The sequence below is a fragment of the Pseudomonas sp. CC11G genome (genome assembly GCF_056174845.1).
In genome coordinates, this window is record NZ_JBWBZC010000001.1 from 123,196 (window position 1) to 145,000 (window position 21,805).

The window sequence follows — 21,805 nt, forward strand, 5'->3', positions numbered from 1 at the left end:
CGCAACCGCAGTCAGGTTTTTACCCTCAAGCCATGAGGCTGTTTACATGAACCGCGAAGAATTCCTGCGTCTAGCCGCTGAAGGCTATAACCGCATCCCGCTTGCCTGCGAAACCCTGGCCGACTTCGACACGCCGCTGTCGATCTACCTGAAGCTGGCCGACCAACCCAATTCCTACTTGCTCGAGTCCGTTCAGGGCGGCGAGAAGTGGGGGCGTTACTCGATCATTGGTCTGCCATGCCGCACCGTGGTGCGTGTGCATGACCACCACGTCAGCGTGACCCACGACGGCGTCGAGATCGAAAGCCTGGAAAGTGAAGACCCGCTGGCCTTCGTCGAAACCTTCAAAGCCCGCTACAACGTGCCGACCATCGCCGGCCTGCCGCGCTTCAACGGTGGCCTGGTGGGTTACTTCGGTTACGACTGCGTACGCTATGTAGAGAAACGTCTGGGCAAGAGCCCGAATCCGGACCCGATTGGCGTGCCGGATATTCTGCTGATGGTGTCCGATGCCGTGGTGGTGTTCGACAACCTGGCCGGCAAGATGCACGCGATTGTGCTGGCCGACCCGGCGCAGCCGAACGCCTACGAAGACGGCCTGGCCCGCCTGGAAGAGCTGCTGGAAAAACTCCGTCAGCCGATCACTCCACGCCGTGGCCTGGACTTCACCAAGGAGTCCGGCATCGAGCCGAACTTCCGCTCCAGCTTTACCCGCGAGGACTATGAGCGTTCGGTCGATACCATCAAGGAATACATCCTGGCCGGCGACTGCATGCAGGTGGTGCCGTCGCAGCGCATGTCCATCGACTTCAAGGCCGCGCCTATCGATTTGTACCGGGCGCTGCGCTGCTTCAACCCCACTCCTTATATGTACTTCTTCAACTTCGGCGACTTCCATGTCGTCGGCAGTTCGCCGGAAGTGCTGGTGCGCGTTGAAGACAACCTGATCACCGTGCGCCCGATTGCCGGCACGCGCCCGCGTGGTGCTACCGAAGAAGCCGACCGTGCGCTGGAAGAAGACCTGCTGGCCGATGCCAAGGAAATCGCCGAGCACTTGATGCTCATCGACCTGGGTCGTAACGACACCGGTCGGGTGTCCGAAATCGGCACGGTAAAACTCACCGAAAAAATGGTGATCGAGCGCTACTCCAACGTGATGCATATCGTCTCCAACGTCACCGGTCAGCTGAAAAGCGGGCTGACGGCGATGGATGCGCTGCGGGCGATTCTGCCGGCGGGCACGTTGTCGGGGGCACCGAAGATTCGCGCCATGGAAATCATCGACGAGTTGGAGCCGGTCAAACGTGGCGTCTACGGCGGCGCGGTGGGTTACCTGGCCTGGAACGGCAATATGGACACGGCCATCGCGATTCGCACCGCCGTGATCAAGAACGGCGAACTGCATGTGCAGGCCGGTGGCGGCATTGTTGCCGACTCGGTGCCGGCGCTGGAATGGGAAGAGACGCTGAACAAGCGCCGCGCGATGTTCCGTGCGGTGGCATTGGCCGAACAAACCACCACCCCGTCTGCCGACGTTTAAGGAGCACCTGCCATGCTGTTAATGATCGACAACTACGACTCCTTTACCTACAACGTCGTGCAGTACCTGGGCGAGCTGGGTGCCGACGTAAAAGTGGTGCGCAACGACGAGCTGACCGTGGCTGACGTTGCCGCCCTCAAGCCCGAGCGCATCGTAGTCTCGCCAGGCCCATGCACGCCGAGCGAAGCCGGTATTTCCATCGAAACCATCGACGAACTGGGCGGCAAGCTGCCGATCCTCGGCGTCTGCCTGGGCCACCAGAGCATCGGCCAGGCGTTTGGCGGTGACGTGGTGCGCGCCCGTCAGGTGATGCACGGCAAGACCAGCGCCGTGTACCACAACAACACCGGCGTCTTCGAAGGTTTGAACAACCCGCTGACCGTCACCCGTTACCACTCGTTGATCGTCAAGTTGGAAACCCTGCCGGACTGCCTGGAAGTGACCGCCTGGACCCAACACGCAGACGGCTCGGTGGACGAAATCATGGGCCTGCGCCACAAAACGCTGAACATCGAAGGCGTGCAGTTCCACCCGGAATCCATCCTGTCGGAACAAGGCCATGAGCTGTTTGCCAACTTCCTCAAGCAAACCGGGGGTGTGCGCGCATGAATATCAGAGAAGCGCTTAACCGCGTGGTCGCTCAGCTCGACCTGACCACCGAAGAAATGCAGGACGTCATGCGCGAAATCATGACCGGGCAGTGCACCGACGCGCAGATCGGTGCCTTCCTGATGGGCATGCGCATGAAGAGCGAAACCATCGACGAGATCGTCGGCGCCGTATCGGTGATGCGTGAGCTGGCGGCGCAGGTTGAACTGCCGACCCTCAAGCATGTGGTCGACGTGGTTGGCACCGGCGGCGATGGCGCCAATATCTTCAACGTGTCCACGGCGGCGGCGTTCGTCGTCGCGGCGGCCGGCGGCAAGGTGGCCAAGCATGGTAACCGCGCGGTGTCGGGCAAGAGCGGCAGCGCCGACTTGCTGGAAGCCGCCGGTATTTTTCTGGAGCTGACCCCGGTGCAGGTCGCGCGGTGCATCGACAGCGTGGGCGTTGGTTTTATGTTCGCCCAGGTGCACCACAAGGCCATGAAACATGCGGCCGGTCCGCGCCGCGAAATGGGTTTGCGCACCCTGTTCAATATGCTCGGCCCGTTGACCAACCCGGCGGGCGTCAAACACCAGGTGGTCGGCGTGTTCAGCCAGGAGCTGTGCCGCCCGCTGGCCGAGGTGCTCAAGCGCCTGGGCAGCGAGCATATTCTGGTGGTGCATTCGCGTGATGGCCTGGACGAATTCAGTCTGGCCGCCGCGACCCACGTGGCCGAGCTGAAAAACGGCGAGATCACCGAGTACGACGTGCGTCCGGAAGATTTCGGCATCACCAGCCAGACCCTCATGGGCCTGGAAGTGGCCAGCCCGGCGGCCTCGCTGGAGCTGATTCGCGATGCCTTGGGCCGACGCAAAACCGAAGCCGGCAAAAAAGCCGGTGATTTGATTGTGCTGAATGCGGGCGCTGCCCTGTATGCCGCCGATTTAGCGACTAGCCTGCATGAAGGTGTGCAGCTGGCCCATGACGCCCTCCACACCGGTTTGGCCCGGGAAAAAATGGAAGAATTGGCGTCCTTTACGGCGGTGTTCCGCCAGGAGAATCAAGCGTGAGTGTGCCTACCGTCCTGGAGAAAATTCTCGCCCGCAAGGCCGAAGAAGTGGCCGCGCGCAAGGCGGTGGTAAGCCTGGCCGAAGTGGAGCGTGAAGCCCGTGCGGCTGATGCGCCACGTGGTTTTGCCAATGCCTTGCTGGCAGCGGCCAAGGCCAAGCGGCCGGGTGTGATTGCCGAGGTGAAGAAAGCGTCGCCGAGCAAAGGCGTGTTGCGGGAAAACTTCGACCCGATTGAAATTGCCCAGAGCTACGAAGCCGGCGGCGCGGCCTGTCTTTCGGTACTTACCGATATCGACTTCTTCCAGGGCGCAGATCATTACCTGCAACTGGCCCGCAACGCATGCGGCCTGCCGGTGATTCGCAAAGACTTTATGATCGACCCGTATCAGATCGTAGAGTCCCGCGCCCTTGGTGCCGACTGCATTTTGTTGATCGTGTCGGCACTGGATGATGTGCAGATGGCCGAACTGGCCGCTGTGGCCAAGTCGGTGAACCTCGATGTGCTGGTAGAAGTACACGACGGCGAAGAACTCGACCGTGCGCTGAAGGTGTTGGATACCCCGCTGGTGGGCATCAACAACCGCAACTTGCACACCTTTGAAGTTAGCCTGGAAACCACCCTCGACCTGCTGCCGCGTATTCCCCGCGACCGCATGGTGGTGACCGAAAGCGGCATCATGAACCGCGCCGATGTGGAGCTGATGGAAATCAGCAACGTGTACGGCTTTCTGGTGGGCGAGGCGTTTATGCGCGCGACCAATCCGGGGCTGGAACTGCAGCGGCTGTTTTTCCCGGAGCGCAAAGGGCCTGTGAGTATCGACTGATGGGAATCTGTCGAAAACCGAGCACAAATAAAAAGGCCAGCTCCGAAGCTGGCCTTTTTATTGTTCGCGTTTTTATCCGAGCCTTGTGGGCTTAGCGGGTTCCGAACACCACCATGGTTTTGCCTTTGACGTTGACCAGGCCTTGTTCTTCAAGCGCCTTGAGGACACGTCCCACCATCTCCCGCGAGCAACCGACAATGCGGCCGATTTCCTGACGGGTGATCTTGATTTGCATACCGTCGGGGTGGGTCATGGCGTCGGGCTGTTTGCACAGATCGAGCAGGGTGCGTGCTACGCGGCCAGTAACGTCGAGGAAGGCCAGGTCGCCGACCTTGCGCGTGGTGTTGCGCAGGCGCTCAGCCATCTGGCTGCCCAGGGCGTAGAGGATGTCCGGGTCTTGCTGGGTGAGTTCGCGGAATTTGGCGTAGCTGAGCTCAGCCACCTCGCATTCGGTTTTTGCCCGCACCCAGGCGCTGCGTTCTTTCTCGATGCCGTCCTTTTCGAACAGCCCCATCTCACCGAAGAAATCACCGGAGTTGAGATAGGCAATGATCATTTCCCGGCCGTCGTCATCCTCGATAAGAATGGTGACCGAACCTTTGACAATGAAGAACAACGTCTCGCCGCGATCACCTGCGTAGATGATGGTGCTTTTAGCGGTGTAACGACGACGGTGACAATGCGCGAGCAGTTTGTCGATGTTCTTGATTTTTGGTGTGAGAGTTATAGCTACCATGCCCTAGCCCCGAAGAAAAATAAGATGTAACCCTTTGTCTAGCAGCAAAGTTTTTTTTGGTTATTCGAGCAAGTGTGCCAGTAATTTGTCGCCAGCTTAACAGACAGTCACCCCCGTTAGTCGGTTTTGCGACGTGGCTAACAGTGGGAGCTAACTATCGACCTGTCTGCCTTGAGTAAGTTGGTCTATAAGCCTGTGCTAAGCTGCCCGTCCCTTTTAACAGCGGAGGCGTGGCAATGAAAGCGCGGATTCAGTGGGCTGGCGAAGCTCTTTTTCTCGGTGAGTCTGGCAGCGGCCATGTTGTTGTCATGGATGGCCCGCCGGAGAGCGGCGGACGCAACCTTGGCGTGCGTCCGATGGAGATGGTGCTCATCGGTCTGGGCGGCTGCACCAACTACGATGTGGTCAGCATTCTGAAGAAATCCAGACAACCGGTTGAAAGCTGCGAGGCATTCCTGGAAGCCGAACGCGCCAGCGAAGAGCCCAAAGTGTTCACCAAGATTCATGTGCACTTCGTGGTCAAAGGCCGCGGTCTGAAAGAGGCGCAAGTGAAGCGCGCGGTGGAGTTATCTGCCGAGAAATACTGCTCGGCCTCGATCATGCTCGGCCGTGGCGGCGTGGAAATTACCCACGACTACGAAATCATCGAACTGGGCTGATCAGCCCGACACGTTCCCATCATAAAAGTGGCGCACACTCTTTCGTTCGAAAGCAGTGGCAAAGGCGCTGGCAGCCGCTAGCCGACCTCTGCATAATGGCGCCCCTTTTTCCGGGGCGCTGCCAGGTGCGCAGCGCCACGAACCCATACCCAAAATCGCCAAAGCGAAGAGGTGTTAACCGTCCTACGCAGCTGTGTTGTTCACAACTGACGGGCATGCTCGATCACGCGGCCTTGCCGCATCGTTAAAAGAGAGTTCCTTACGGTGAAAAGCAAACTCAAGCTCCACGGGTTCAATAACCTGACGAAGACCTTGAGCTTCAACATCTATGACATCTGCTACGCGGAAACGCCGGAAGACCAGCAGGCCTACGTCCAGTACATCAATACCGAGTACGACGCAGCGCGGCTGACGCAGATTCTCACGGATGTCGTCGACATTATCGGTGCCAATATCCTCAACATCGCCCGCCAGGATTACGATCCGCAAGGCGCCAGCGTGACCATTCTGATCTCCGAGCAACCGGTCACCCCGACCGAAAGCCAGATCGAGGAATCCCCCGGCCCGCTCCCCGATACCATCCTCGCGCACCTGGATAAAAGTCATATCACTGTGCACACCTACCCGGAAATTCACCCGGTTAGCGGCATCGCCACGTTCCGCGTGGATATCGACGTGTCCACCTGCGGCGTGATTTCACCGCTCAAGGCGCTCAACTACCTGATTCACCAGTTCGACTCCGACATCGTCACCGTCGACTACCGCGTACGCGGCTTTACCCGCGATGTGGAAGGCAAGAAGCACTTTATCGATCACGAGATCAACTCGATCCAGAACTACCTCTCCGACGACACACAAGCGGCCTACCAGATGACCGACGTGAACGTGTACCAGGAGAACCTGTTCCACACCAAGATGCTGCTCAAGGAGTTCGAGCTGGATAACTATCTGTTTGGCGATGCCACGCAGAATTTGTCCACCGAACAACGTGACACCGTGACCAAGCGTGTAAAGCACGAGATGCTCGAGATCTTCTACGCCCGTAACGTGCCCGTTAGCTAAACGAACGGCTGCGCGTCGGCATTGCTGCGTTGAAAAGGCTTTTTGAATGCTCATTGGCTACAGCCAACTGCGCTTCAAAAAGCCTTTTCGCCTTGCACTGCTCTAGCTCGCTCGTTCTTGAACGGCGTGATGGCAAGACACGCAAAAAGCAAAAAGCCCGCGTAAGCGGGCTTTTTTATGGGCGGCGAATCAGATGCGGTAGGTGCTCTTGGTCATCACCTTGGACAACAAACTCATCCCGAACTTCACCGGCCGCGGAAAGCGATAACCGCCGGCTTCCAGCGCGCTGGCCGAATGCTGCGCTTCATCGCTCAGCATCTGCTCCAGAATCGCCCGCGACTTTTCGTCTTCAACGGGAATCTGCGTGAGGTGATCGTCCAGATGTTTGCACACCTGATCTTCAGTGGCGGCCACAAAGCCGAGACTGACCTTGTCGCTGATCAAACCGGCCACCGCGCCCACCCCAAACGACAACCCATAAAACACCGGATTGAGAATGCTTGGGTGGCTGCCCAGTTCGCGGATGCGTTGTTCGCACCAGGCCAGGTGATCAATCTCTTCTTCGGCGGCGTGCTCCATGGCTTTACGCACGTGGGGCAGCTTGGCGGTCAGGGCCTGGCCTTGGTACAGCGCCTGGGCGCAGACCTCGCCGGTGTGGTTGACACGCATCAGGCCGGCAACGTGGCGGGTGTCGTCGGCGTTCAGTTCTACGTCGGGTTGCACCAGGGCCGGGGAGGGGCGATAAGGCTGGCCGCTGAAGGGCAGCAAGGTACGCAGGGCGGCGTCGGCCTGCAGCAGCAGGCGGTCGACAGGGGAGTAATGGCGTTCGGTAGTCATAGGATTACCTCCGGAAAAGTCTGCGGGCAGTTTACTCCAATCATCGGCGAGAAGCGGCACTTGGCCGGTTCAGGGCAGCTCGCGGAGCACGCGAAAACCTAAAGCATAGTCATCTTTGCCAGGCTGCTTCATGTCACGAAAGCTGCTGCGCAGATAGGTTGGGCCGGCATTCCAGGCGCCGCCGCGCACCACTCGGGGGCTTTGGTCGAGCAAACCGGCGGCCTGTTGCTCGCTGCCGTCGAAGGGCGTGACGAAGCGCGAGGCAGTCCATTCCCAGACATTGCCGGCGGTGTCGTACAGGCCAAATGCATTGGGCGCGAACTGGCCGACCTGGCTGGTTTTGTACTGGTCTGAGCGCGGCGAGCCGCAGCCCCGACAATGGGCGCGCGGATGGTCTTCCGGGCTGTCGAGCTGTTCGCCCCACCAATAAAAGCTGCTGCTGCCTGCTCGGGCGGCGTATTCCCACTCCGCCTCGGTGGGCAGGCGATAACGCTGGCCGGTACTTTTCGACAGCCACTGCAGATAACTCTGCACATCGAACCAGGACACATGAATGACTGGCCGCTGCTCGGATAGCCCCCAGCCTTCGTTATCCGGCAGCGGTTTGCCGGTGGCCCGGGTATAGCGTTGCCAATCGGCAAAGGTCAGCTCGAAACGGCCGATGGCGAACGGCTGAGCGATGGTGATGAGGTGCGCGGGCTGCTCGTTGTAGTTGCCGCGCCCGGTGCTGTCGCCAAACTGAAACTGGCCGGCCGGCACCTTCACCAGTTCAGGGCCGGGCTCATTGGTGTTGAGGGTGTCGTGAAAGACTTCAACGGCAACGGCCTGCAGGCTCAACAAGCCGGTCAGGCCCAGGGCTATAAACTGCCGCATCAACCCGGCGGCCACGCCAGCTGGCGTTTGCCGAGCACGTGCATATGAATGTGGTAAACGGTTTGCCCGCCATCTTCATTGCAGTTCATCACCGCGCGAAAGCCCTGTTCGCAGCCTTGCTCTTTGGCCAGGCGCTGGGCGGTGAAGAGCATATGGCCGGCCAGGGCTTTGTCGTCTTCGCCCAGGTCATGCAACGTGGCGATATGTTTTTTCGGGATGACCAGGAAGTGCACTGGCGCCTGCGGGCCAATATCGTGAAACGCGACAACCTGGTCGTCTTCATAAAGCTTGCGCGCGGGAATGTCCCCGGCGACGATCTTGCAGAACAGACAGTCCACGGACAGGTCTCCAGCTGACGATAGGAAGCCGGAGTTTACCCAATAGGGAGCAGGTGTGAAGAACGATATCCATGACTTGGGCCTGGTGCTCGATTCCAAAGTGAAGCTGGTGGTAATCGAGTCCTGGGACGAACAGCGGGTAATGGAAACCCTCACGAGCCTCGCGGTAAAACGCGGCCTGGGGCTGTTCACCTGGGCGGTAACCGAGGGCATGCAGAAGCTTGGCTTCGGCGGCGACCCACAGGGCGATGCGCCCAGCTTCGAGCCGGAAGCGGCGCTGCGCCTGATCAAGCACGATCCGATGCCCAACCTGTACGTGCTGTGCGATCTGCACCCGTTTATGGACGAGAACCCCAAGCTGGTGCGCCTGCTCAAGGAAATCGCCATGGCGCAGGGCGTGCATAAACCCACCGTGGTGTTGGTGTCGCACGCCTTGAAGCTGCCGCCGGAAGTGCAGCGCTATGCCGCGCGTTTCTCCTTGGCGCTGCCCTCCGAAGACGAATTGCTGGCCATCGTCCGCGAAGAAGCGGCGCGCTGGAGCGAGCGCAATCGCGGCGCGCGGGTACGCACCGACAACCGTACGTTGCAGCAGGTGGTGAAGAACCTGCGTGGCATGAGCCATGCCGAAGCGCGGGTGCTGGCCCGTGGGGTGATTTGCAACGACGGCGCTATCACTCAGGAAGATTTGCCGGAGCTGAACAAGACCAAATTCAAACTGCTCGATCTGGAAGGCGTGCTCAGTTTTGAACACGACACCGCGCGGTTTGCCGAGGTCGGCGGTTTGCTCAACCTCAAGCGCTGGCTGTCCGAGCGCCAGGATATTTTCCTCGCCGGCAAGGCGGCCGATCTGCCCAAAGGCATGCTGCTGGTGGGCGTGCAGGGCGGCGGTAAAAGCCTGGCCGCCAAGGCCGTGGCCGGGCTCTGGGGCTTGCCATTGCTGCGTCTGGACTTCGCCTGCCTGTACAACAAATTTTTTGGCGAAACCGAGCGCAACCTGCGCGAAGCACTGCGCCTAGCCGAGCAGATGGCGCCGTGCGTGCTGTGGATGGATGAAGTGGAAAAAGGCCTGGCCAGCGGCGACCAGGACGGCGGCGTAAGCCAGCGCGTGCTCGGCACCTTGCTGACCTGGATGGCCGAGCGCAAGGCACCGGTTTTTATGGTGGCCACCGCCAATGCCATCGACCGTCTGCCACCGGAGCTGGTGCGCAAGGGGCGTTTCGATGAGCTGTTCTTTGTCGACCTGCCGGACGCTGACACTCGCGCCGATATTTTCCGCATCCACCTGCTGCGCCGCGAGCTCGATCCTGCCGCCTTCGACCTCGCACAACTTGCCACGGTGAGCGATGGGTTTACCGGCGCCGAGATCGAGCAAGTGGTGGTCAGCGCGCTGTATGCCGGGCAGGCGCAACAACACGCGGTGGATCAAGGGTTGCTGCTGCGCAACATCAGCAGCACGGCGCCGTTGTCAGTGGTGATGGCCGAAGACCTCGCCAAGTTGCGCGCCTGGGCCCATGGCCGCACCGTGTCGGCAGGTTAGTGCGCAGTAAAGCGCTTGTTGATTGCCGCGGCCAGTTTGCGCACCAGCCAACGCGGGGCGAAGCGTGAACTGCGCGCGGCCAGGCGATTGCGCCAGCCGGGAATGATGATGGCGCGGTTTTTCTCCAGCGCTCGCACGGTGTAGAGCGCCAACTCTTCGGCGCTCATCATCAGCTTGCTGTTATCAAGCTTGCCCATTTCCATCGAGGCGCCGCGGAAAAAAGCGGTGCGCGTCGGCCCCGGGCACAACACCGACACCTTGATACCACGGCCCTTCAGTTCTTCGCGCAGGCCTTCGGACAGGTTCAGTACGTAGGCCTTGCCGGCGTAGTAACTGCTCATCCAGGGGCCCGGTTGAAACGCCGCAACCGAAGCGACATTCAGAATCTGCCCGCCGCCCTGTAGCGCCATGCTGTTGCCCACGGCATGGCAGAGGCGGGTGAGGGCTAGCAGATTGACCTCTAGCTGTTGCTGCTCGCGGCCCCAGTCGCTGTCGAGAAACGGCCCCGATGTACCCAGGCCCGCATTGTTTACAAGCAGGTCGATATGCAACTCGTCCTGTTCCAGTTCATGGATCAGGCCGGTGAGTTGGGTGGGGTGGGCGAGGTTGCAGGTGCGAAACAGCACCTCCACGCCGAAGCGCTGGGTGAATTCGCAGGCGACGCTTTCCAGCACATCGCGCTGACGGGCCACCAGAATCAGGTTGCGTCCGCGCCTGGCCAAGGCTTCAGCCAAGGCCAGACCGATGCCGCTGGAGGCCCCGGTTACGAGTGCATAACGGGGCATGGGGTTCTCCGCGCGGCTAGTGAGATGCAGATCAGTGGGGAATTACTCTTCGTCCGGGCTGGCTTCGTCGGCTGGTTCGCCAGGTTCTGCAGGTTCTACGGCTTCGGCAGGCGCGTCCATATCGACAGAAGGTTCTGCGGAATACGCCGACTCTTCGGCGCGTTGCACGTAGCCCTGATACGCCGGCAGCGCGATGGCGGCAAGGATACCGATGATGGGCACGAGCAGCATGGTCCAGGCCAGCACGACAACACCTTTGCTGTTCGGTGGCGGCGGCGGGCCATAACGGTTCGGGCCCGGCGTGCCAGGTACCACCAGCATGATGATGGCAAACACACTGCCAACGGCCGGCACCAACAACAGCAGCCAGAGCCATGCAGACCAACCGATATCGTGCAGACGTTTCGCACCGATAAACACGCCAATCACCACCATGGCGATCACGGCGAGAATGACCAGCAAGCCGCCGAACATATACGACAGCGCCGAGATGCCGGCGAACACACCGAGGATCGGGATGGCCAGCAAGGTCATCGCCATGCTCCAGCCCAGGTAGCGCACGCGGCCGATTCGGCCTTCCACGCTGAAGTAGTTGAGCTCGCCGTATTCGGGCATCACGTCGCCGACTTGTGCCTGCGGAGTGGCGTACGGCGACGGGGCGGCTGTGCTGACCACCGCAGCGGCAACAGGGGCCGGTTCTGCGGCGGCGGCTTCGGCGAGTTGCGCCTGCCGGGCCAGGTATTTTTCGATGACGATGCCGCAGGCGCTGCATTCGATGTTCTTGGCTTGCTCATGGCCGCACTTGGGGCAGGTCATGTGCGCGCCGTCTTCAGGCTCGGCGACCGGCGCGGTGCGGTGGTCGTCGGTTTCCACCAGGCTGAGGCTGGCGGCCAGGTCCTGTTCTTTATAGACCTTGGCGCCGGCGTTCTGCAGCGCGCCGACGTACTTGTCTGCCTCGGCGTCGTTGAGGTCGCGCTTGAGGGCAACGGGGTTACCGGTAAACAGGGCGTCAATCTTGCTGCGGTCGCTTTTGAACAGGCGCGCCAGATTGTCTTTGACCGTGTCCAGTGCTGCTTCCGGCATCAACTCACCGGTGAATACGATTTTGAAGCGTGTATCGGTCATGCGCACGTCCCTGTCAGCGATAGAGATGAAGTGGCCACAGCGTAATGGCCCTTTGACGGTTCAGACAAGCGCGAGCGTGATATGGGTCACGCTTCAGCCCATGTTTTCCGGCAACCAGCGACCTACCAAACGATTGTTGCGCAGCAAACGCAGCTCGGCGAAGTCATCCAGCAGGCCTTCGCTGAGTTGCGGGCGTAGAAATACCCAGTCGTCCACGCCCAATGCCGTCGCCCGTGAGCCGTTGACCCGCTCCTGATTGGCGCTGCGCCCGTAGAGGCTGTCGTAACTCAAACCGGCGGGCGCAACGGGGTCGGCCTGCCAGCGACCGCCGTACAGGTAATAGGCCTGTTGGCGATTGCGGTCCCAGGTTTGCAACGCGGCTTGCAGGCTTTTCAGGTAGGGCAGCTCGCCGGTCTGCGCCTTCAGTACTGGCGTCGCAATCCACAATGCGGGCAGATGTTCATCCAGCAAGTCACTGTCAAATTCGCTGGGCTTGAGCAGGGCCGAGCCGACTGACACCTCGTTCAGCGGCGTATCACCGCGCGCATGCAAGGCGTAGGTGAGGCTGCCGGCGCCATTGAGCAGCGGCTGTGCGGGCCAGAGGTCGGTAAAGGTTTGCGCCGTGGCGACAAACGCGCGGTAGCGGGCATTGCTATCGGCGAAGGCGCGGTCGCGGCCGATCCAGGGTGGTGAGTGCGCGACCTGGGCGTCGTAACCCATAAGGCCCCGCAGCGTTAGCGATGCTTTGCTGGTGCGCAGTATGTTTAACGCCTCGCCCAGCGCCTGCGGATCGCCGAAGCCGCCCCGGGCCAGGCCCAGGTCGATTTCCAGAGCAATTTGCAGCGGCTGCTTCAAGGCCGCCGCCAATTCGGCATATTGCTGGAGGCGCTGCGGGGTATCGATCAGCCATGTCACTTGGCGGCTGGGGTCGAACGCGGTGGTCGCGCCTAGCTGCTGATAGAACGCCAACGCGGCGCTGACCGGCAGCGGTTTGCCCAGCAGCAGGTCGGCGTCTTCGAACAGCCGCGCCAGTTGGTTGAGCTGCGGTTGGTGGAAGGCCATAAAGCGCCGAGTGGCCAGCTTTTTCGCCAGGTAATCGAGCAGACCATCGCTGGCCAGCGACTTGGCCACCAGGCGCAGCGGCAGTTTGTTACCTAGCCGCCGGGCCAGCAGTTCGGCGTTGGCGTCCAGCCGCTGCATATCCACCACCAGCTGCGGCACGCCGCCGCCTTGCTGTTTCAGCAGTTGGTTGAGGGTCGAGAAGTAGTCGTCATAGGGGCGGCCGTTGTCGCTTGGCCGGACCGCCCAGATACCCAACAGACCCAGTGCGCCCAGGCCAAGCAGGTGGCGACGGTTCATCGCGGCCAGCGCTGCCCCAGTTGCACGGTGCGCAGCTGAGCGGCGCGGTATTCGTCGTCCAGGCGCTTGACCAGCTCGGCCACGCTCGGCAAGTCGCTGATATCGCCCACGCCCTGGCCGGCCGACCACACGGTTTTCCAGGCCTTGGCTTCGTCGTTGATCGGCTTGAGTTTTTCGCCGTAGTTCACCGCGCCTTTTTCCTGCAGCGCTTTAAGGTCGAAGCCGCCTTGTTCCAGGCTTTGGCGCATAAAGCTGGCCGGCACGCCGGACACGGCCGGGGTGTGCACGATATCGGCGGCTTTGGCGCCGAGGATCATGTCCTTGTAGGCCTGCGGGGCATCGTTTTCTTTTACCGCGATCATGCGGGTGCCGAGGTAAGCGAGGTCGGCGCCGAGCATCTGCGCGGCAAGAATTTCATGGCCGTGGTTCAGGCAGCCGGCCAGCAGCAGGGTTTTGTCGAAGAACTGGCGGATTTCTGCGACCAGGGCAAACGGGCTCCAGGTACCGGCGTGGCCACCGGCGCCGGCGGCTACCGCGATCAAACCGTCGACACCGGCTTCAGCGGCTTTTTCGGCGTGGCGGCGGGTGGTGACGTCATGGAACACCAGGCCGCCGTAACTGTGCACGGCATCGACCACCTCCTTCACGGCACCCAGGCTGGTGATCACGATGGGCACGCGCTGCTCGACGCAGATAGCCAGGTCCGCCTGCAAGCGCGGGTTGGTGTTGTGCACAATCAGGTTGACCGCATAGGGCGCGGCTTCGGCACTGAGGCCTGCATTGATCTCGTCCAGCCAGGCCTTGAAGCCGCTGCTCTCACGTTGATTAAGGGCCGGGAAGCTGCCGACGATGCCGCTGTTGCAGCACGCCAACACCAACTGCGGGTTGGAAACCAGAAACATCGGTGCAGCAACTACCGGCAAACGCAGACGTTGTTCGAGCAGGGCAGGCAAAGACATAAACAATCTCCAATCAGTTGAGGTGGCTGTGGTGATTAGAACGGACGCACTACCACCAGAATTACAATAAACAGCAGCGCCAGTACCGGCGCTTCATTGAACCAACGGTAGAACACATGGCTGTGGCGCTGCTCGCCAGCGGCAAAACGCTTACGCATGGCGCCGCACATATGGTGGTAGCCGATCAGCAGCAGCACCAGAGTGAGCTTGGCGTGCATCCAGCCTTGGCTGAGCAGGGAGGGGTTGAGTGTGAGCAGCCAGATGCCGAGGGCGATGGTGGCAATCATCGAAGGGGTCATGATGCCGCGGTAGAGCTTGCGCTCCATGACGCAGAAACGCTCCTTGCTGGCGCTGTCTTCGCTCATGGCGTGGTAGACAAATAGGCGCGGCAAATAGAACAGCCCGGCGAACCAGCAAACCATGGCGATGATGTGAAAGGCTTTGACCCAGAGGTAGAGCATTCGGGGATTCTCGAACAGAAAGGACGGGGGCGGGCTTTAAATGCCCTGAAGAGGCCGTATTAAACAGGTTATATCGGCCAACCGTCACCATGGCGGTTGGCCGCTGGCCGGTGCACCCGTATCATCGGCACCTTTCCCCGACTACGGGAAAGCTACTGCGCTCGGATAGGCGGCGTTGAAAGCAGGTTCGAAATGCTCATTGGCTGCAGCCAACTGCGCTTTCTCACCGGCTTTCGCCTTGCCTATCCTTCGCTCGCTACGCTTTCCCGCAGCCGGCGTTCTTTCTATAGGGGGTTCGTGATGGTCAAGGTAGGTATCGTCGGCGGCACAGGCTACACCGGGGTCGAGTTGCTGCGTCTGTTGGCTCAGCATCCGCAGGCTGAGGTGGTAGTGATTACCTCGCGCTCGGAAGCGGGCACTCGCGTCGATGAGATGTACCCGAACCTGCGCGGTCACTACGACAACCTGTCCTTCACCGTACCGGACACGCAAACCCTCGGTGCCTGCGATGTGGTGTTCTTTGCCACGCCGCACGGTGTAGCGCATGCGCTGGCCGGCGAGTTGCTGGAAGCCGGCACCAAGGTGATTGACCTGTCTGCCGACTTCCGTCTGCAAGACGCCGAAGAGTGGGCCAAGTGGTACGGCCAGCCGCACGGCGCGCCCGACCTGTTGGGTGAAGCGGTTTACGGTTTGCCGGAAGTGAATCGCGAGCAGATCAAGAAGGCTCGCCTGATTGCTGTGCCGGGTTGCTACCCGACAGCTACGCAGTTGGGTTTCCTGCCGCTGCTGGAAGCGGGCCTGGCCGATACCAGCCGTTTGATTGCTGACTGCAAGTCGGGCGTCAGCGGCGCTGGCCGTGGTGCGAAAGTGGGCTCGCTGTTCTGCGAAGCCGGTGAAAGCATGATGGCGTACTCGGTGAAAGGTCACCGTCACCTGCCGGAAATCATCCAGGGCCTGCGCCGCGCCTCCGGGGGCGACGTCGGTCTGACCTTCGTGCCGCACCTGACCCCGATGATTCGCGGTATCCACTCGACGCTTTACGCCACCGTTGTGGATAAGTCGGTAAACCTGCAGGAATTGTTTGAAAAGCGCTATGCCAACGAGCCGTTTGTGGATGTGATGCCGGCCGGCAGCCACCCGGAAACCCGCAGCGTGCGTGGGGCGAACGTCTGCCGTATTGCCGTGCACCGTCCGCAAGGCGGCGACTTGGTGGTGGTGTTGTCGGTGATCGATAACCTGGTCAAAGGCGCGTCGGGCCAGGCGGTGCAGAACATGAATATCCTGTTTGGTCTCGATGAGCGCCTGGGCCTGTCCCACGCGGCATTGCTGCCGTAAGTAACGGCTTATGATCGGTGCGCGGGCTGCGTGCACTGATCAATAGTTGACCATTTTGGTAGGGGAAGCGGATAATGCCGCCATTCCCAAGTAATACGTCGGCCACTGGCCGGGAGAAAGACAGCATGAGCGTCGAATCCTTCACCCCCACACCGCTGCAATTCACGCACGGCGCGGCGAACAAGGTTAAAAACCTGGTCGATGAGGAAGGCAATCCACGTCTGAAATTGCGTGTGTTCGTTACCGGTGGCGGCTGCTCGGGCTTCCAGTACGGTTTCACCTTCGATGAAGAAGTGGCTGACGATGACACCATCGTCGAGCGCGAAGGCGTGAGCCTGGTGGTCGATCCGATGAGCTTTCAATACTTGGCTGGTGCCGAAGTGGATTATCAGGAAGGCCTGGAAGGTTCGCGCTTCGTGATCAAGAACCCGAACGCCACCACCACCTGTGGCTGCGGTTCGTCGTTCTCGATCTGATCGAACGCAGTATCGCCAACGCCGCGCTTATGCGCGGCGTTTTCGTTTCTGGCGAATGGGATTGGTCAGGCGGGATAGATCGCGCCGAGTACGCGCAGGCCTTTGGCGCCGGTGACGCTGGGACGATTGCTCGGAATGCCTTCCAGGCAACAATGGGCCAGCCAGGCAAAGGCCATGGCTTCGACCCAGTCTGCGGGTACGCCGTGTTCGTCGGTGCTACTAACTGTGCAGTCCGGTAGTAGTTCGGCCAGGCGCTTCATCAGCGTGAGGTTGTGGGCGCCACCGCCGCAGACCAGCAATTGCTGAGTGCCTTGCTGGGCGTTTTTTAACGCGCCGATAATGCTTTGTGCGGTCATCTCCAGCAGCGTGGCCTGTACGTCTGCTGGCGCGATGGCAGGCAATTGGCTCAGGTGCTGGTCCAGCCAAGTCAGGTTGAACAGCTCGCGGCCGGTGCTTTTCGGCCCTTGAGTTGTGAAGAACGGATCGCTCAGCAGCTCGTTCAGCAAGTCCTTTGAGACTTGACCGCTAGCGGCCCAGTCACCGTTGTGGTCGTAGCCCAGGCCCTGATGACGGTTGATCCAGGCGTCGAGCAGGACATTGCCTGGGCCCGAATCAAAGCCATGCACCGGTTGCTGCGGATCCAGCAAACTGAGGTTGCTGAAACCGCCCACATTCAGAATTGCCTGGCGGCTTTTGCCGTCACTGAAGAGTGCGTCGTGAAACGCCGGTACCAGTGGTGCGCCTTGGCCGCCGGCGGCGACATCACGGCGACGGAAGTCGGCGACCACGCTGATGCCGGTGAGCTCGGTGAGCAGCGCCGGGTTGCCGATCTGCACGGTGAAGCCTCGCGCGGGCTCGTGGCGCACAGTCTGGCCGTGGCTGCCAATGGCGCGGATGTCGGCGGGCTTGAGGTTGTGTTCGAGCAGAAGGGCATAGATGCCCTGGGCGGCGAGGCGAGCCCAGTGCTGTTCGGCGATTGCGCTTCGGGCCAGTTCGTCCGGGCCGGGGCTGCACAGCGAGAGCAGAACCGAGCGCAGTTCGTTTGGCATGGGAAGATAGTGGGTGCCGAGCAGGGTGGTGTGTTGCTGCTCCTGCTCAATCAGGGCGATGTCCAGACCATCGAGGCTGGTACCGGACATCAGTCCTATATAGCGCGGCATCGGCTTAGCGCTTGTTCAAGGCCAGCATGGTGGCCTTTTCCTGGTCCATCTGCGCCATCAGTGGCTTGCTCATTTGCATAAAGCGGGTTTTGTCCGGCCCGGAGATTGGGTCAGCCATTGCCAGCTTCTGGCTCAGTGGGTCGACGTGTACGCCGTTAACTTGGAACTCATAGTGCAAATGCGGACCTGTCGAGAGGCCAGTGGTGCCGATATAGCCGATGACCTGACCTTGCTTGACCATGCTGCCGGTTTTAATGCCTTTGGCAAAACCCTGCATATGGCCGTAGAGCGTGGTGTAGGTCTTGTTGTGCTGAATGATGATGGTGTTGCCGTAACCACCGCGGCGGCCAGCCAGTTGCACGCGACCATCACCGGCAGCTTTGATTGGGGTACCACGTGGAGCTGCATAGTCCACGCCTTTGTGGGCGCGGATCTTGTTCAGAATCGGATGGAAGCGGCCCATGGAGAAGCGCGAGCTGATACGGGCGAAGTCTACCGGCGTACGAATAAAGGCCTTGCGCATGCTGTTGCCATCAGCGGTGTAGTAGCTGGTGGAGCCTTGTTTGTTGGTGTAGCGCACTGCTGTGAACGGCTTGCCACGGTTAACGAAGCGCGCTGCGAGGATGCTGCCGTCGCCAACCTGCTTGCCGTTGACCACTTTCTGCTCGTAGATCACTTCAAACTCGTCGCCTTCGCGGATGTCCTGAGCGAAGTCGATGTCGTAACCAAACACGTTGGCCAGGTCCATGGTCATGTTGTGCGACAGGCCGGCGCGCTTGGCGGAGAGAAATAGCGAGCTGTTGATCACGCCGTGTGCATACGCGGAGCGCACGGTGGGCTTGGCTAGATCACGCTTGAAGTCGAAGCCTTTTTCGGTTTTCGCCAGGGTGATTGTTTCGAGGTCGCTCAGTTTGCTCTGCAGGTGCTGCAGGCCGCCGTCCTGAGTGAGCTTCACTTCCAGTACCTGGCCGACTTTCAACTGGCCGAAGCGCTTGGCATCGTCACTGCTGTTTAGGGCTTCGTGCAGGTGGGTGGGCGTGAGACCGGCCTTCTGGAATACGGTCGACAACGTGTCGCCGTTGGCGACCGTAATCAGCTTGGTATATGGATCAGCCGGTGGCGCTTCGGCTACAGGCTCGGCTGGTTTTTCGGCAGCTTTATCGGCTTCAGCGTTTTGAGTATCGGAATTCTGTGCGTCGATCTGGGCAAACGGCGATGCGCTCGACTCGCCCGGCAGACGTGGCTGCTGCGGGTCGCTAGGGGTGGCTTCGAGCTGTTCGGAGGCGTTCAGGTCCAGATTGAGCGTGGTCTTTTTTGCTTCTACTTCGCGAGAGGGGAAAACCAGAAGAGCCAGGCTAAGAAGGGCGGCGATCCCGCTGGCCGCTAGTAGATGGCTTTTGGGGTAGGGCGGTGGTGTTTTGGAAATAGAGGTCATAAGGCAACTTTGACTTTAAAAAGGTGAAAAGAAGAGATGAAGAAACTGATGAATATGAAATAACTGTATAAAATATAACCAAAATCACCTCGAGGCAAGCCTACGAATTTCTGGTTTATGACAGCGGCGCAAGTCGTGGGCACAAACTTGTAATTAGTTGGTGATCTTGTAAGGTTGGTTCCCTTCGAAAATCAGGTGGTGCGGGGCGGGTATGAAGTCGGTTGAAGAGCAGTTGGCGCTGATCAAGCGCGGCGCAGAAGAAGTGTTGGTCGAGGCTGAGCTGATCGAAAAATTGAAGCGTGGTCAGCCGCTGCGCATCAAGGCCGGTTTCGACCCGACCGCTCCCGATCTTCACCTTGGGCACACCGTGCTTATTAATAAGCTGCGTCAGTTCCAGGAGTTGGGCCATCAGGTGGTGTTTTTGATTGGCGACTTCACCGGCATGATCGGCGACCCGAGCGGCAAAAGCGCCACCCGTCCACCGCTCACCCGTGAGCAGGTTCTGGATAACGCAGAAACCTACAAGGCCCAGGTCTTCAAGATTCTCGATCCAGCGAAAACCGAGGTGGCGTTCAACTCCACCTGGATGGATCAACTGAGTCCGGCTGACTTCATTCGTTTGGCGTCGCAGTACACCGTGGCGCGAATGCTGGAGCGCGATGACTTTAGCAAGCGTTATGCCACCAACCAGCCGATTGCCATTCACGAGTTCCTTTACCCGCTGGTGCAGGGGTATGACTCGGTTGCTTTGAAAGCTGACGTCGAGCTGGGCGGTACCGACCAGAAATTCAACCTGCTGATGGGGCGCGAGTTGCAGCGTGCTTATGGGCAGGAAGCGCAGACCATTCTGACCATGCCGCTGCTCGAAGGGCTGGACGGCGTGAAGAAGATGTCCAAGTCGCTGGGTAACTATGTCGGAATCCAGGAAGCGCCGGGCGTTATGTACAACAAGCTGGTGTCTATTCCGGATGCGCTGATGTGGCGTTACTTCGAGCTGCTCAGCTTCCGTTCGATGGATGAGATCGAGGCATTCAAGGCTGAGGTCGCTGGTGGTGCTAACCCGCGCGATATCAAGATCAAGCTGGCTGAAGAGATCGTGGCGCGTTTCCACGGTGAAGAAGCCGCAGCCAATGCGCACCGTTCTGCGGGCAACCGTATGAAGGAAGGCGAGCTGCCGGATGATCTGCCGGAGGTGGAGGTTGTCTCTGCTGAGGATCTGCCGATCGCTTCCCTCCTTAATAAGGCGGGCCTGGTGAAGAATGCTGCGGGCGCGCGTGATCTGCTGAATGCCGGTAGCGTGCGTATAGATGGTGAGGTTGTAGATCGCACCTTTATATACAAGCTGGGCGCGACCCATGTTTGCCAGGCCGGTAAGAAGGCATTTGCACGCGTTACGCTAAAAGCTGAGTAAAAGGTCAAATAAAGCCTTGACGGGTTTTCGTGGGTGCTTATAATGCGCACCACTTCCGGCGCGGAAGGCTCTTAAAACTTCAAGTTAATCAATAAGTTAGCTGAATATTAAGGGTTGCAAAGCAGAGAGATCTGCGTAGAATGCGCCGGGCTGACAAGGTTGAGTTTTGGTCTTGTTGGTCGATCGTTAAGTTGATCGAAAGCGGTTTAAAGAGGGTGTTGACAGCGGTTTGAAACGCTGTAGAATTCGCCTCCCGCTGACGAGAGACTGAAGTTGATCGAAGGCGCAAGCGGTTGAGTTTGAAAAGAAATTTTCGAAATCGCTTGACGGAATGAGAGGCTGCTGTAGAATGCGCGCCTCGGTTGAGACGAAAGAATCAACCAACTGTTCTTTAACAACTGAATCAAGCAATTCGTGTGGGTGCTTGTGAGGTAAGACTGATAGTCACTAGATTGTCAGCATCACAAGTAACACTCGTTAATTTGAGAGTTTTTTTGCGATTGCTGAGCCAAGTTTAGGATTTTTACAAAATCCGATTATGTTTGAACTGAAGAGTTTGATCATGGCTCAGATTGAACGCTGGCGGCAGGCCTAACACATGCAAGTCGAGCGGATGAGAGGAGCTTGCTCCTTGATTCAGCGGCGGACGGGTGAGTAATGCCTAGGAATCTGCCTATTAGTGGGGGACAACGTTTCGAAAGGAACGCTAATACCGCATACGTCCTACGGGAGAAAGCAGGGGACCTTCGGGCCTTGCGCTAATAGATGAGCCTAGGTCGGATTAGCTAGTTGGTGAGGTAATGGCTCACCAAGGCGACGATCCGTAACTGGTCTGAGAGGATGATCAGTCACACTGGAACTGAGACACGGTCCAGACTCCTACGGGAGGCAGCAGTGGGGAATATTGGACAATGGGCGAAAGCCTGATCCAGCCATGCCGCGTGTGTGAAGAAGGTCTTCGGATTGTAAAGCACTTTAAGTTGGGAGGAAGGGCAGTAAGCGAATACCTTGCTGTTTTGACGTTACCGACAGAATAAGCACCGGCTAACTCTGTGCCAGCAGCCGCGGTAATACAGAGGGTGCAAGCGTTAATCGGAATTACTGGGCGTAAAGCGCGCGTAGGTGGTTCGTTAAGTTGGATGTGAAATCCCCGGGCTCAACCTGGGAACTGCATTCAAAACTGTCGAGCTAGAGTATGGTAGAGGGTGGTGGAATTTCCTGTGTAGCGGTGAAATGCG

Annotated in this window: 21 protein-coding genes and 1 rRNA gene (1 of these 22 cut by a window edge); 11 read left to right on the forward strand and 11 right to left on the reverse strand. The window is 59.5% G+C overall.

What is annotated here, in order from left to right; translation table 11 throughout:
- Nucleotides 1-46: 46 nt before the first annotated feature.
- The 4 genes from trpE to trpC are packed head-to-tail and all read left to right on the forward strand — an operon-like array spanning nt 47 to nt 4,019.
- On the forward strand, nt 47-1,540 hold the full coding sequence (trpE, locus tag AC0V2S_RS00535; protein ID WP_475508071.1) for an anthranilate synthase component I: 1,494 nt from the start codon (nt 47-49) through the stop codon (nt 1,538-1,540).
- Between the two features lie 12 nt (nt 1,541-1,552).
- A complete protein-coding gene (locus AC0V2S_RS00540) occupies nt 1,553-2,149 on the forward strand; it encodes an anthranilate synthase component II (protein ID WP_475508072.1) in 597 nt (198 codons plus the stop codon).
- Nucleotides 2,146-3,195 carry an anthranilate phosphoribosyltransferase gene (gene trpD, locus AC0V2S_RS00545; RefSeq protein ID WP_475508073.1) on the forward strand — a complete coding sequence of 350 codons (1,050 nt, stop codon included), beginning with the start codon at nt 2,146-2,148 and terminating at the stop codon, nt 3,193-3,195. The genes AC0V2S_RS00540 and trpD overlap by 4 nt, the downstream gene beginning before the upstream one ends.
- On the forward strand, nt 3,192-4,019 hold the full coding sequence (trpC, locus tag AC0V2S_RS00550) for an indole-3-glycerol phosphate synthase TrpC (protein WP_475508074.1): 828 nt from the start codon (nt 3,192-3,194) through the stop codon (nt 4,017-4,019). Before trpD ends, trpC begins: the two co-directional genes overlap by 4 nt.
- A 91-nt stretch (nt 4,020-4,110) precedes the next feature.
- On the opposite strand, the gene crp is transcribed toward trpC, so the two are convergent.
- On the reverse strand, nt 4,111-4,755 hold the full coding sequence (gene crp / locus AC0V2S_RS00555) for a cAMP-activated global transcriptional regulator CRP (RefSeq protein WP_108099316.1): 645 nt from the start codon (nt 4,753-4,755) through the stop codon (nt 4,111-4,113).
- A gap of 236 nt (nt 4,756-4,991) precedes the next feature.
- Here crp and AC0V2S_RS00560 point away from each other — a divergent pair, with 236 nt between their 5' ends.
- Together AC0V2S_RS00560 and speD are read left to right on the forward strand one after the other, a co-directional pair.
- On the forward strand, nt 4,992-5,414 hold the full coding sequence (locus AC0V2S_RS00560; protein WP_122450745.1) for an OsmC family protein: 423 nt from the start codon (nt 4,992-4,994) through the stop codon (nt 5,412-5,414).
- 264 nt (nt 5,415-5,678) lie between these two features.
- Nucleotides 5,679-6,476: an adenosylmethionine decarboxylase gene (gene speD / locus AC0V2S_RS00565; RefSeq protein WP_475508075.1), complete on the forward strand. Its 798-nt coding sequence runs from the start codon at nt 5,679-5,681 to the stop codon at nt 6,474-6,476.
- 189 nt (nt 6,477-6,665) lie between these two features.
- Here the strand turns inward: speD and coq7 are convergent, their stop codons facing one another.
- From coq7 to AC0V2S_RS00580, 3 genes are all read right to left on the reverse strand, one after another.
- Nucleotides 6,666-7,313 carry a 2-polyprenyl-3-methyl-6-methoxy-1,4-benzoquinone monooxygenase gene (coq7, locus tag AC0V2S_RS00570; protein WP_475508076.1) on the reverse strand — a complete coding sequence of 216 codons (648 nt, stop codon included), beginning with the start codon at nt 7,311-7,313 and terminating at the stop codon, nt 6,666-6,668.
- Nucleotides 7,314-7,382: 69 nt separating this feature from the next.
- On the reverse strand, nt 7,383-8,186 hold the full coding sequence (locus tag AC0V2S_RS00575) for a formylglycine-generating enzyme family protein (protein WP_475508077.1): 804 nt from the start codon (nt 8,184-8,186) through the stop codon (nt 7,383-7,385).
- The gene (locus tag AC0V2S_RS00580) at nt 8,186-8,524 is read right to left on the reverse strand and encodes a histidine triad nucleotide-binding protein (protein WP_108099325.1); all 339 of its coding nucleotides are present in this window, start codon (nt 8,522-8,524) and stop codon (nt 8,186-8,188) included. The genes AC0V2S_RS00575 and AC0V2S_RS00580 overlap by 1 nt, the downstream gene beginning before the upstream one ends.
- A 55-nt stretch (nt 8,525-8,579) precedes the next feature.
- Between AC0V2S_RS00580 and AC0V2S_RS00585 the strand changes: the two genes are divergently transcribed.
- Nucleotides 8,580-10,061 (forward strand): AAA family ATPase, encoded by a 1,482-nt coding sequence (locus tag AC0V2S_RS00585; protein ID WP_475508078.1) that lies wholly within the window; start codon nt 8,580-8,582, stop codon nt 10,059-10,061.
- Here the strand turns inward: AC0V2S_RS00585 and AC0V2S_RS00590 are convergent.
- The 5 genes from AC0V2S_RS00590 to hemJ all read right to left on the reverse strand — a co-directional run bounded on the left by AC0V2S_RS00590 (nt 10,058) and on the right by hemJ (nt 14,750).
- Nucleotides 10,058-10,846, reverse strand: coding sequence for an SDR family NAD(P)-dependent oxidoreductase (locus tag AC0V2S_RS00590; RefSeq protein WP_475508079.1), 789 nt, complete (start codon nt 10,844-10,846; stop codon nt 10,058-10,060). The genes AC0V2S_RS00585 and AC0V2S_RS00590 overlap by 4 nt on opposite strands.
- A 42-nt stretch (nt 10,847-10,888) precedes the next feature.
- Nucleotides 10,889-11,971 (reverse strand): DUF805 domain-containing protein, encoded by a 1,083-nt coding sequence (locus AC0V2S_RS00595; RefSeq protein ID WP_475508080.1) that lies wholly within the window; start codon nt 11,969-11,971, stop codon nt 10,889-10,891.
- A gap of 93 nt (nt 11,972-12,064) precedes the next feature.
- Nucleotides 12,065-13,330 (reverse strand): alanine racemase, encoded by a 1,266-nt coding sequence (locus tag AC0V2S_RS00600; protein ID WP_475508081.1) that lies wholly within the window; start codon nt 13,328-13,330, stop codon nt 12,065-12,067.
- Nucleotides 13,327-14,289 (reverse strand): NAD(P)H-dependent flavin oxidoreductase, encoded by a 963-nt coding sequence (locus tag AC0V2S_RS00605; protein WP_475508082.1) that lies wholly within the window; start codon nt 14,287-14,289, stop codon nt 13,327-13,329. Before AC0V2S_RS00605 ends, AC0V2S_RS00600 begins: the two co-directional genes overlap by 4 nt.
- 35 nt (nt 14,290-14,324) lie before the next feature.
- Nucleotides 14,325-14,750 (reverse strand): protoporphyrinogen oxidase HemJ, encoded by a 426-nt coding sequence (hemJ, locus tag AC0V2S_RS00610; RefSeq protein ID WP_475508083.1) that lies wholly within the window; start codon nt 14,748-14,750, stop codon nt 14,325-14,327.
- Nucleotides 14,751-15,050: 300 nt separating this feature from the next.
- Here hemJ and argC point away from each other — a divergent pair, with 300 nt between their 5' ends.
- Together argC and erpA are read left to right on the forward strand one after the other, a co-directional pair.
- Nucleotides 15,051-16,085 (forward strand): N-acetyl-gamma-glutamyl-phosphate reductase, encoded by a 1,035-nt coding sequence (gene argC, locus AC0V2S_RS00615; protein ID WP_475508084.1) that lies wholly within the window; start codon nt 15,051-15,053, stop codon nt 16,083-16,085.
- A 125-nt stretch (nt 16,086-16,210) separates the two neighbouring features.
- Nucleotides 16,211-16,561 (forward strand): iron-sulfur cluster insertion protein ErpA, encoded by a 351-nt coding sequence (gene erpA, locus AC0V2S_RS00620; protein ID WP_108099340.1) that lies wholly within the window; start codon nt 16,211-16,213, stop codon nt 16,559-16,561.
- A gap of 65 nt (nt 16,562-16,626) precedes the next feature.
- Here erpA and AC0V2S_RS00625 read toward each other — a convergent pair whose 3' ends face one another.
- Together AC0V2S_RS00625 and AC0V2S_RS00630 are read right to left on the reverse strand one after the other, a co-directional pair.
- Complete coding sequence (locus tag AC0V2S_RS00625; RefSeq protein WP_475508085.1) at nt 16,627-17,721, reverse strand: anhydro-N-acetylmuramic acid kinase; 1,095 nt, start codon at nt 17,719-17,721, stop codon at nt 16,627-16,629.
- 4 nt (nt 17,722-17,725) lie between these two features.
- Nucleotides 17,726-19,156 (reverse strand): peptidoglycan DD-metalloendopeptidase family protein, encoded by a 1,431-nt coding sequence (locus tag AC0V2S_RS00630; protein ID WP_475508086.1) that lies wholly within the window; start codon nt 19,154-19,156, stop codon nt 17,726-17,728.
- 211 nt (nt 19,157-19,367) lie between these two features.
- Between AC0V2S_RS00630 and tyrS the strand changes: the two genes are divergently transcribed.
- Both tyrS and AC0V2S_RS00640 read left to right on the forward strand, forming a co-directional pair.
- On the forward strand, nt 19,368-20,567 hold the full coding sequence (tyrS, locus tag AC0V2S_RS00635) for a tyrosine--tRNA ligase (protein WP_475508087.1): 1,200 nt from the start codon (nt 19,368-19,370) through the stop codon (nt 20,565-20,567).
- A 544-nt stretch (nt 20,568-21,111) separates the two neighbouring features.
- Nucleotides 21,112-21,805: ribosomal RNA gene (locus tag AC0V2S_RS00640) — 16S ribosomal RNA — on the forward strand (it continues 843 nt past the right edge of the window).

What these genes read in the sequence shown, in the direction of transcription:
- trpE (WP_475508071.1), top strand. Translation starts at nt 47, where the DNA reads ATGAACCGCGAAGAATTCCTGCGTCTAGCCGCTGAAGGCTATAACCGC.
- AC0V2S_RS00540 (WP_475508072.1), top strand. Translation starts at nt 1,553, where the DNA reads ATGCTGTTAATGATCGACAACTACGACTCCTTTACCTACAACGTCGTG.
- trpD (WP_475508073.1), top strand. Translation starts at nt 2,146, where the DNA reads ATGAATATCAGAGAAGCGCTTAACCGCGTGGTCGCTCAGCTCGACCTG.
- crp (WP_108099316.1), bottom strand. Translation starts at nt 4,755, where the DNA reads ATGGTAGCTATAACTCTCACACCAAAAATCAAGAACATCGACAAACTG.
- AC0V2S_RS00560 (WP_122450745.1), top strand. Translation starts at nt 4,992, where the DNA reads ATGAAAGCGCGGATTCAGTGGGCTGGCGAAGCTCTTTTTCTCGGTGAG.
- coq7 (WP_475508076.1), bottom strand. Translation starts at nt 7,313, where the DNA reads ATGACTACCGAACGCCATTACTCCCCTGTCGACCGCCTGCTGCTGCAG.
- AC0V2S_RS00575 (WP_475508077.1), bottom strand. Translation starts at nt 8,186, where the DNA reads ATGCGGCAGTTTATAGCCCTGGGCCTGACCGGCTTGTTGAGCCTGCAG.
- AC0V2S_RS00590 (WP_475508079.1), bottom strand. Translation starts at nt 10,846, where the DNA reads ATGCCCCGTTATGCACTCGTAACCGGGGCCTCCAGCGGCATCGGTCTG.
- AC0V2S_RS00595 (WP_475508080.1), bottom strand. Translation starts at nt 11,971, where the DNA reads ATGACCGATACACGCTTCAAAATCGTATTCACCGGTGAGTTGATGCCG.
- AC0V2S_RS00600 (WP_475508081.1), bottom strand. Translation starts at nt 13,330, where the DNA reads ATGAACCGTCGCCACCTGCTTGGCCTGGGCGCACTGGGTCTGTTGGGT.
- AC0V2S_RS00605 (WP_475508082.1), bottom strand. Translation starts at nt 14,289, where the DNA reads ATGTCTTTGCCTGCCCTGCTCGAACAACGTCTGCGTTTGCCGGTAGTT.
- hemJ (WP_475508083.1), bottom strand. Translation starts at nt 14,750, where the DNA reads ATGCTCTACCTCTGGGTCAAAGCCTTTCACATCATCGCCATGGTTTGC.
- argC (WP_475508084.1), top strand. Translation starts at nt 15,051, where the DNA reads ATGGTCAAGGTAGGTATCGTCGGCGGCACAGGCTACACCGGGGTCGAG.
- erpA (WP_108099340.1), top strand. Translation starts at nt 16,211, where the DNA reads ATGAGCGTCGAATCCTTCACCCCCACACCGCTGCAATTCACGCACGGC.
- AC0V2S_RS00625 (WP_475508085.1), bottom strand. Translation starts at nt 17,721, where the DNA reads ATGCCGCGCTATATAGGACTGATGTCCGGTACCAGCCTCGATGGTCTG.
- AC0V2S_RS00630 (WP_475508086.1), bottom strand. Translation starts at nt 19,156, where the DNA reads ATGACCTCTATTTCCAAAACACCACCGCCCTACCCCAAAAGCCATCTA.
- tyrS (WP_475508087.1), top strand. Translation starts at nt 19,368, where the DNA reads ATGAAGTCGGTTGAAGAGCAGTTGGCGCTGATCAAGCGCGGCGCAGAA.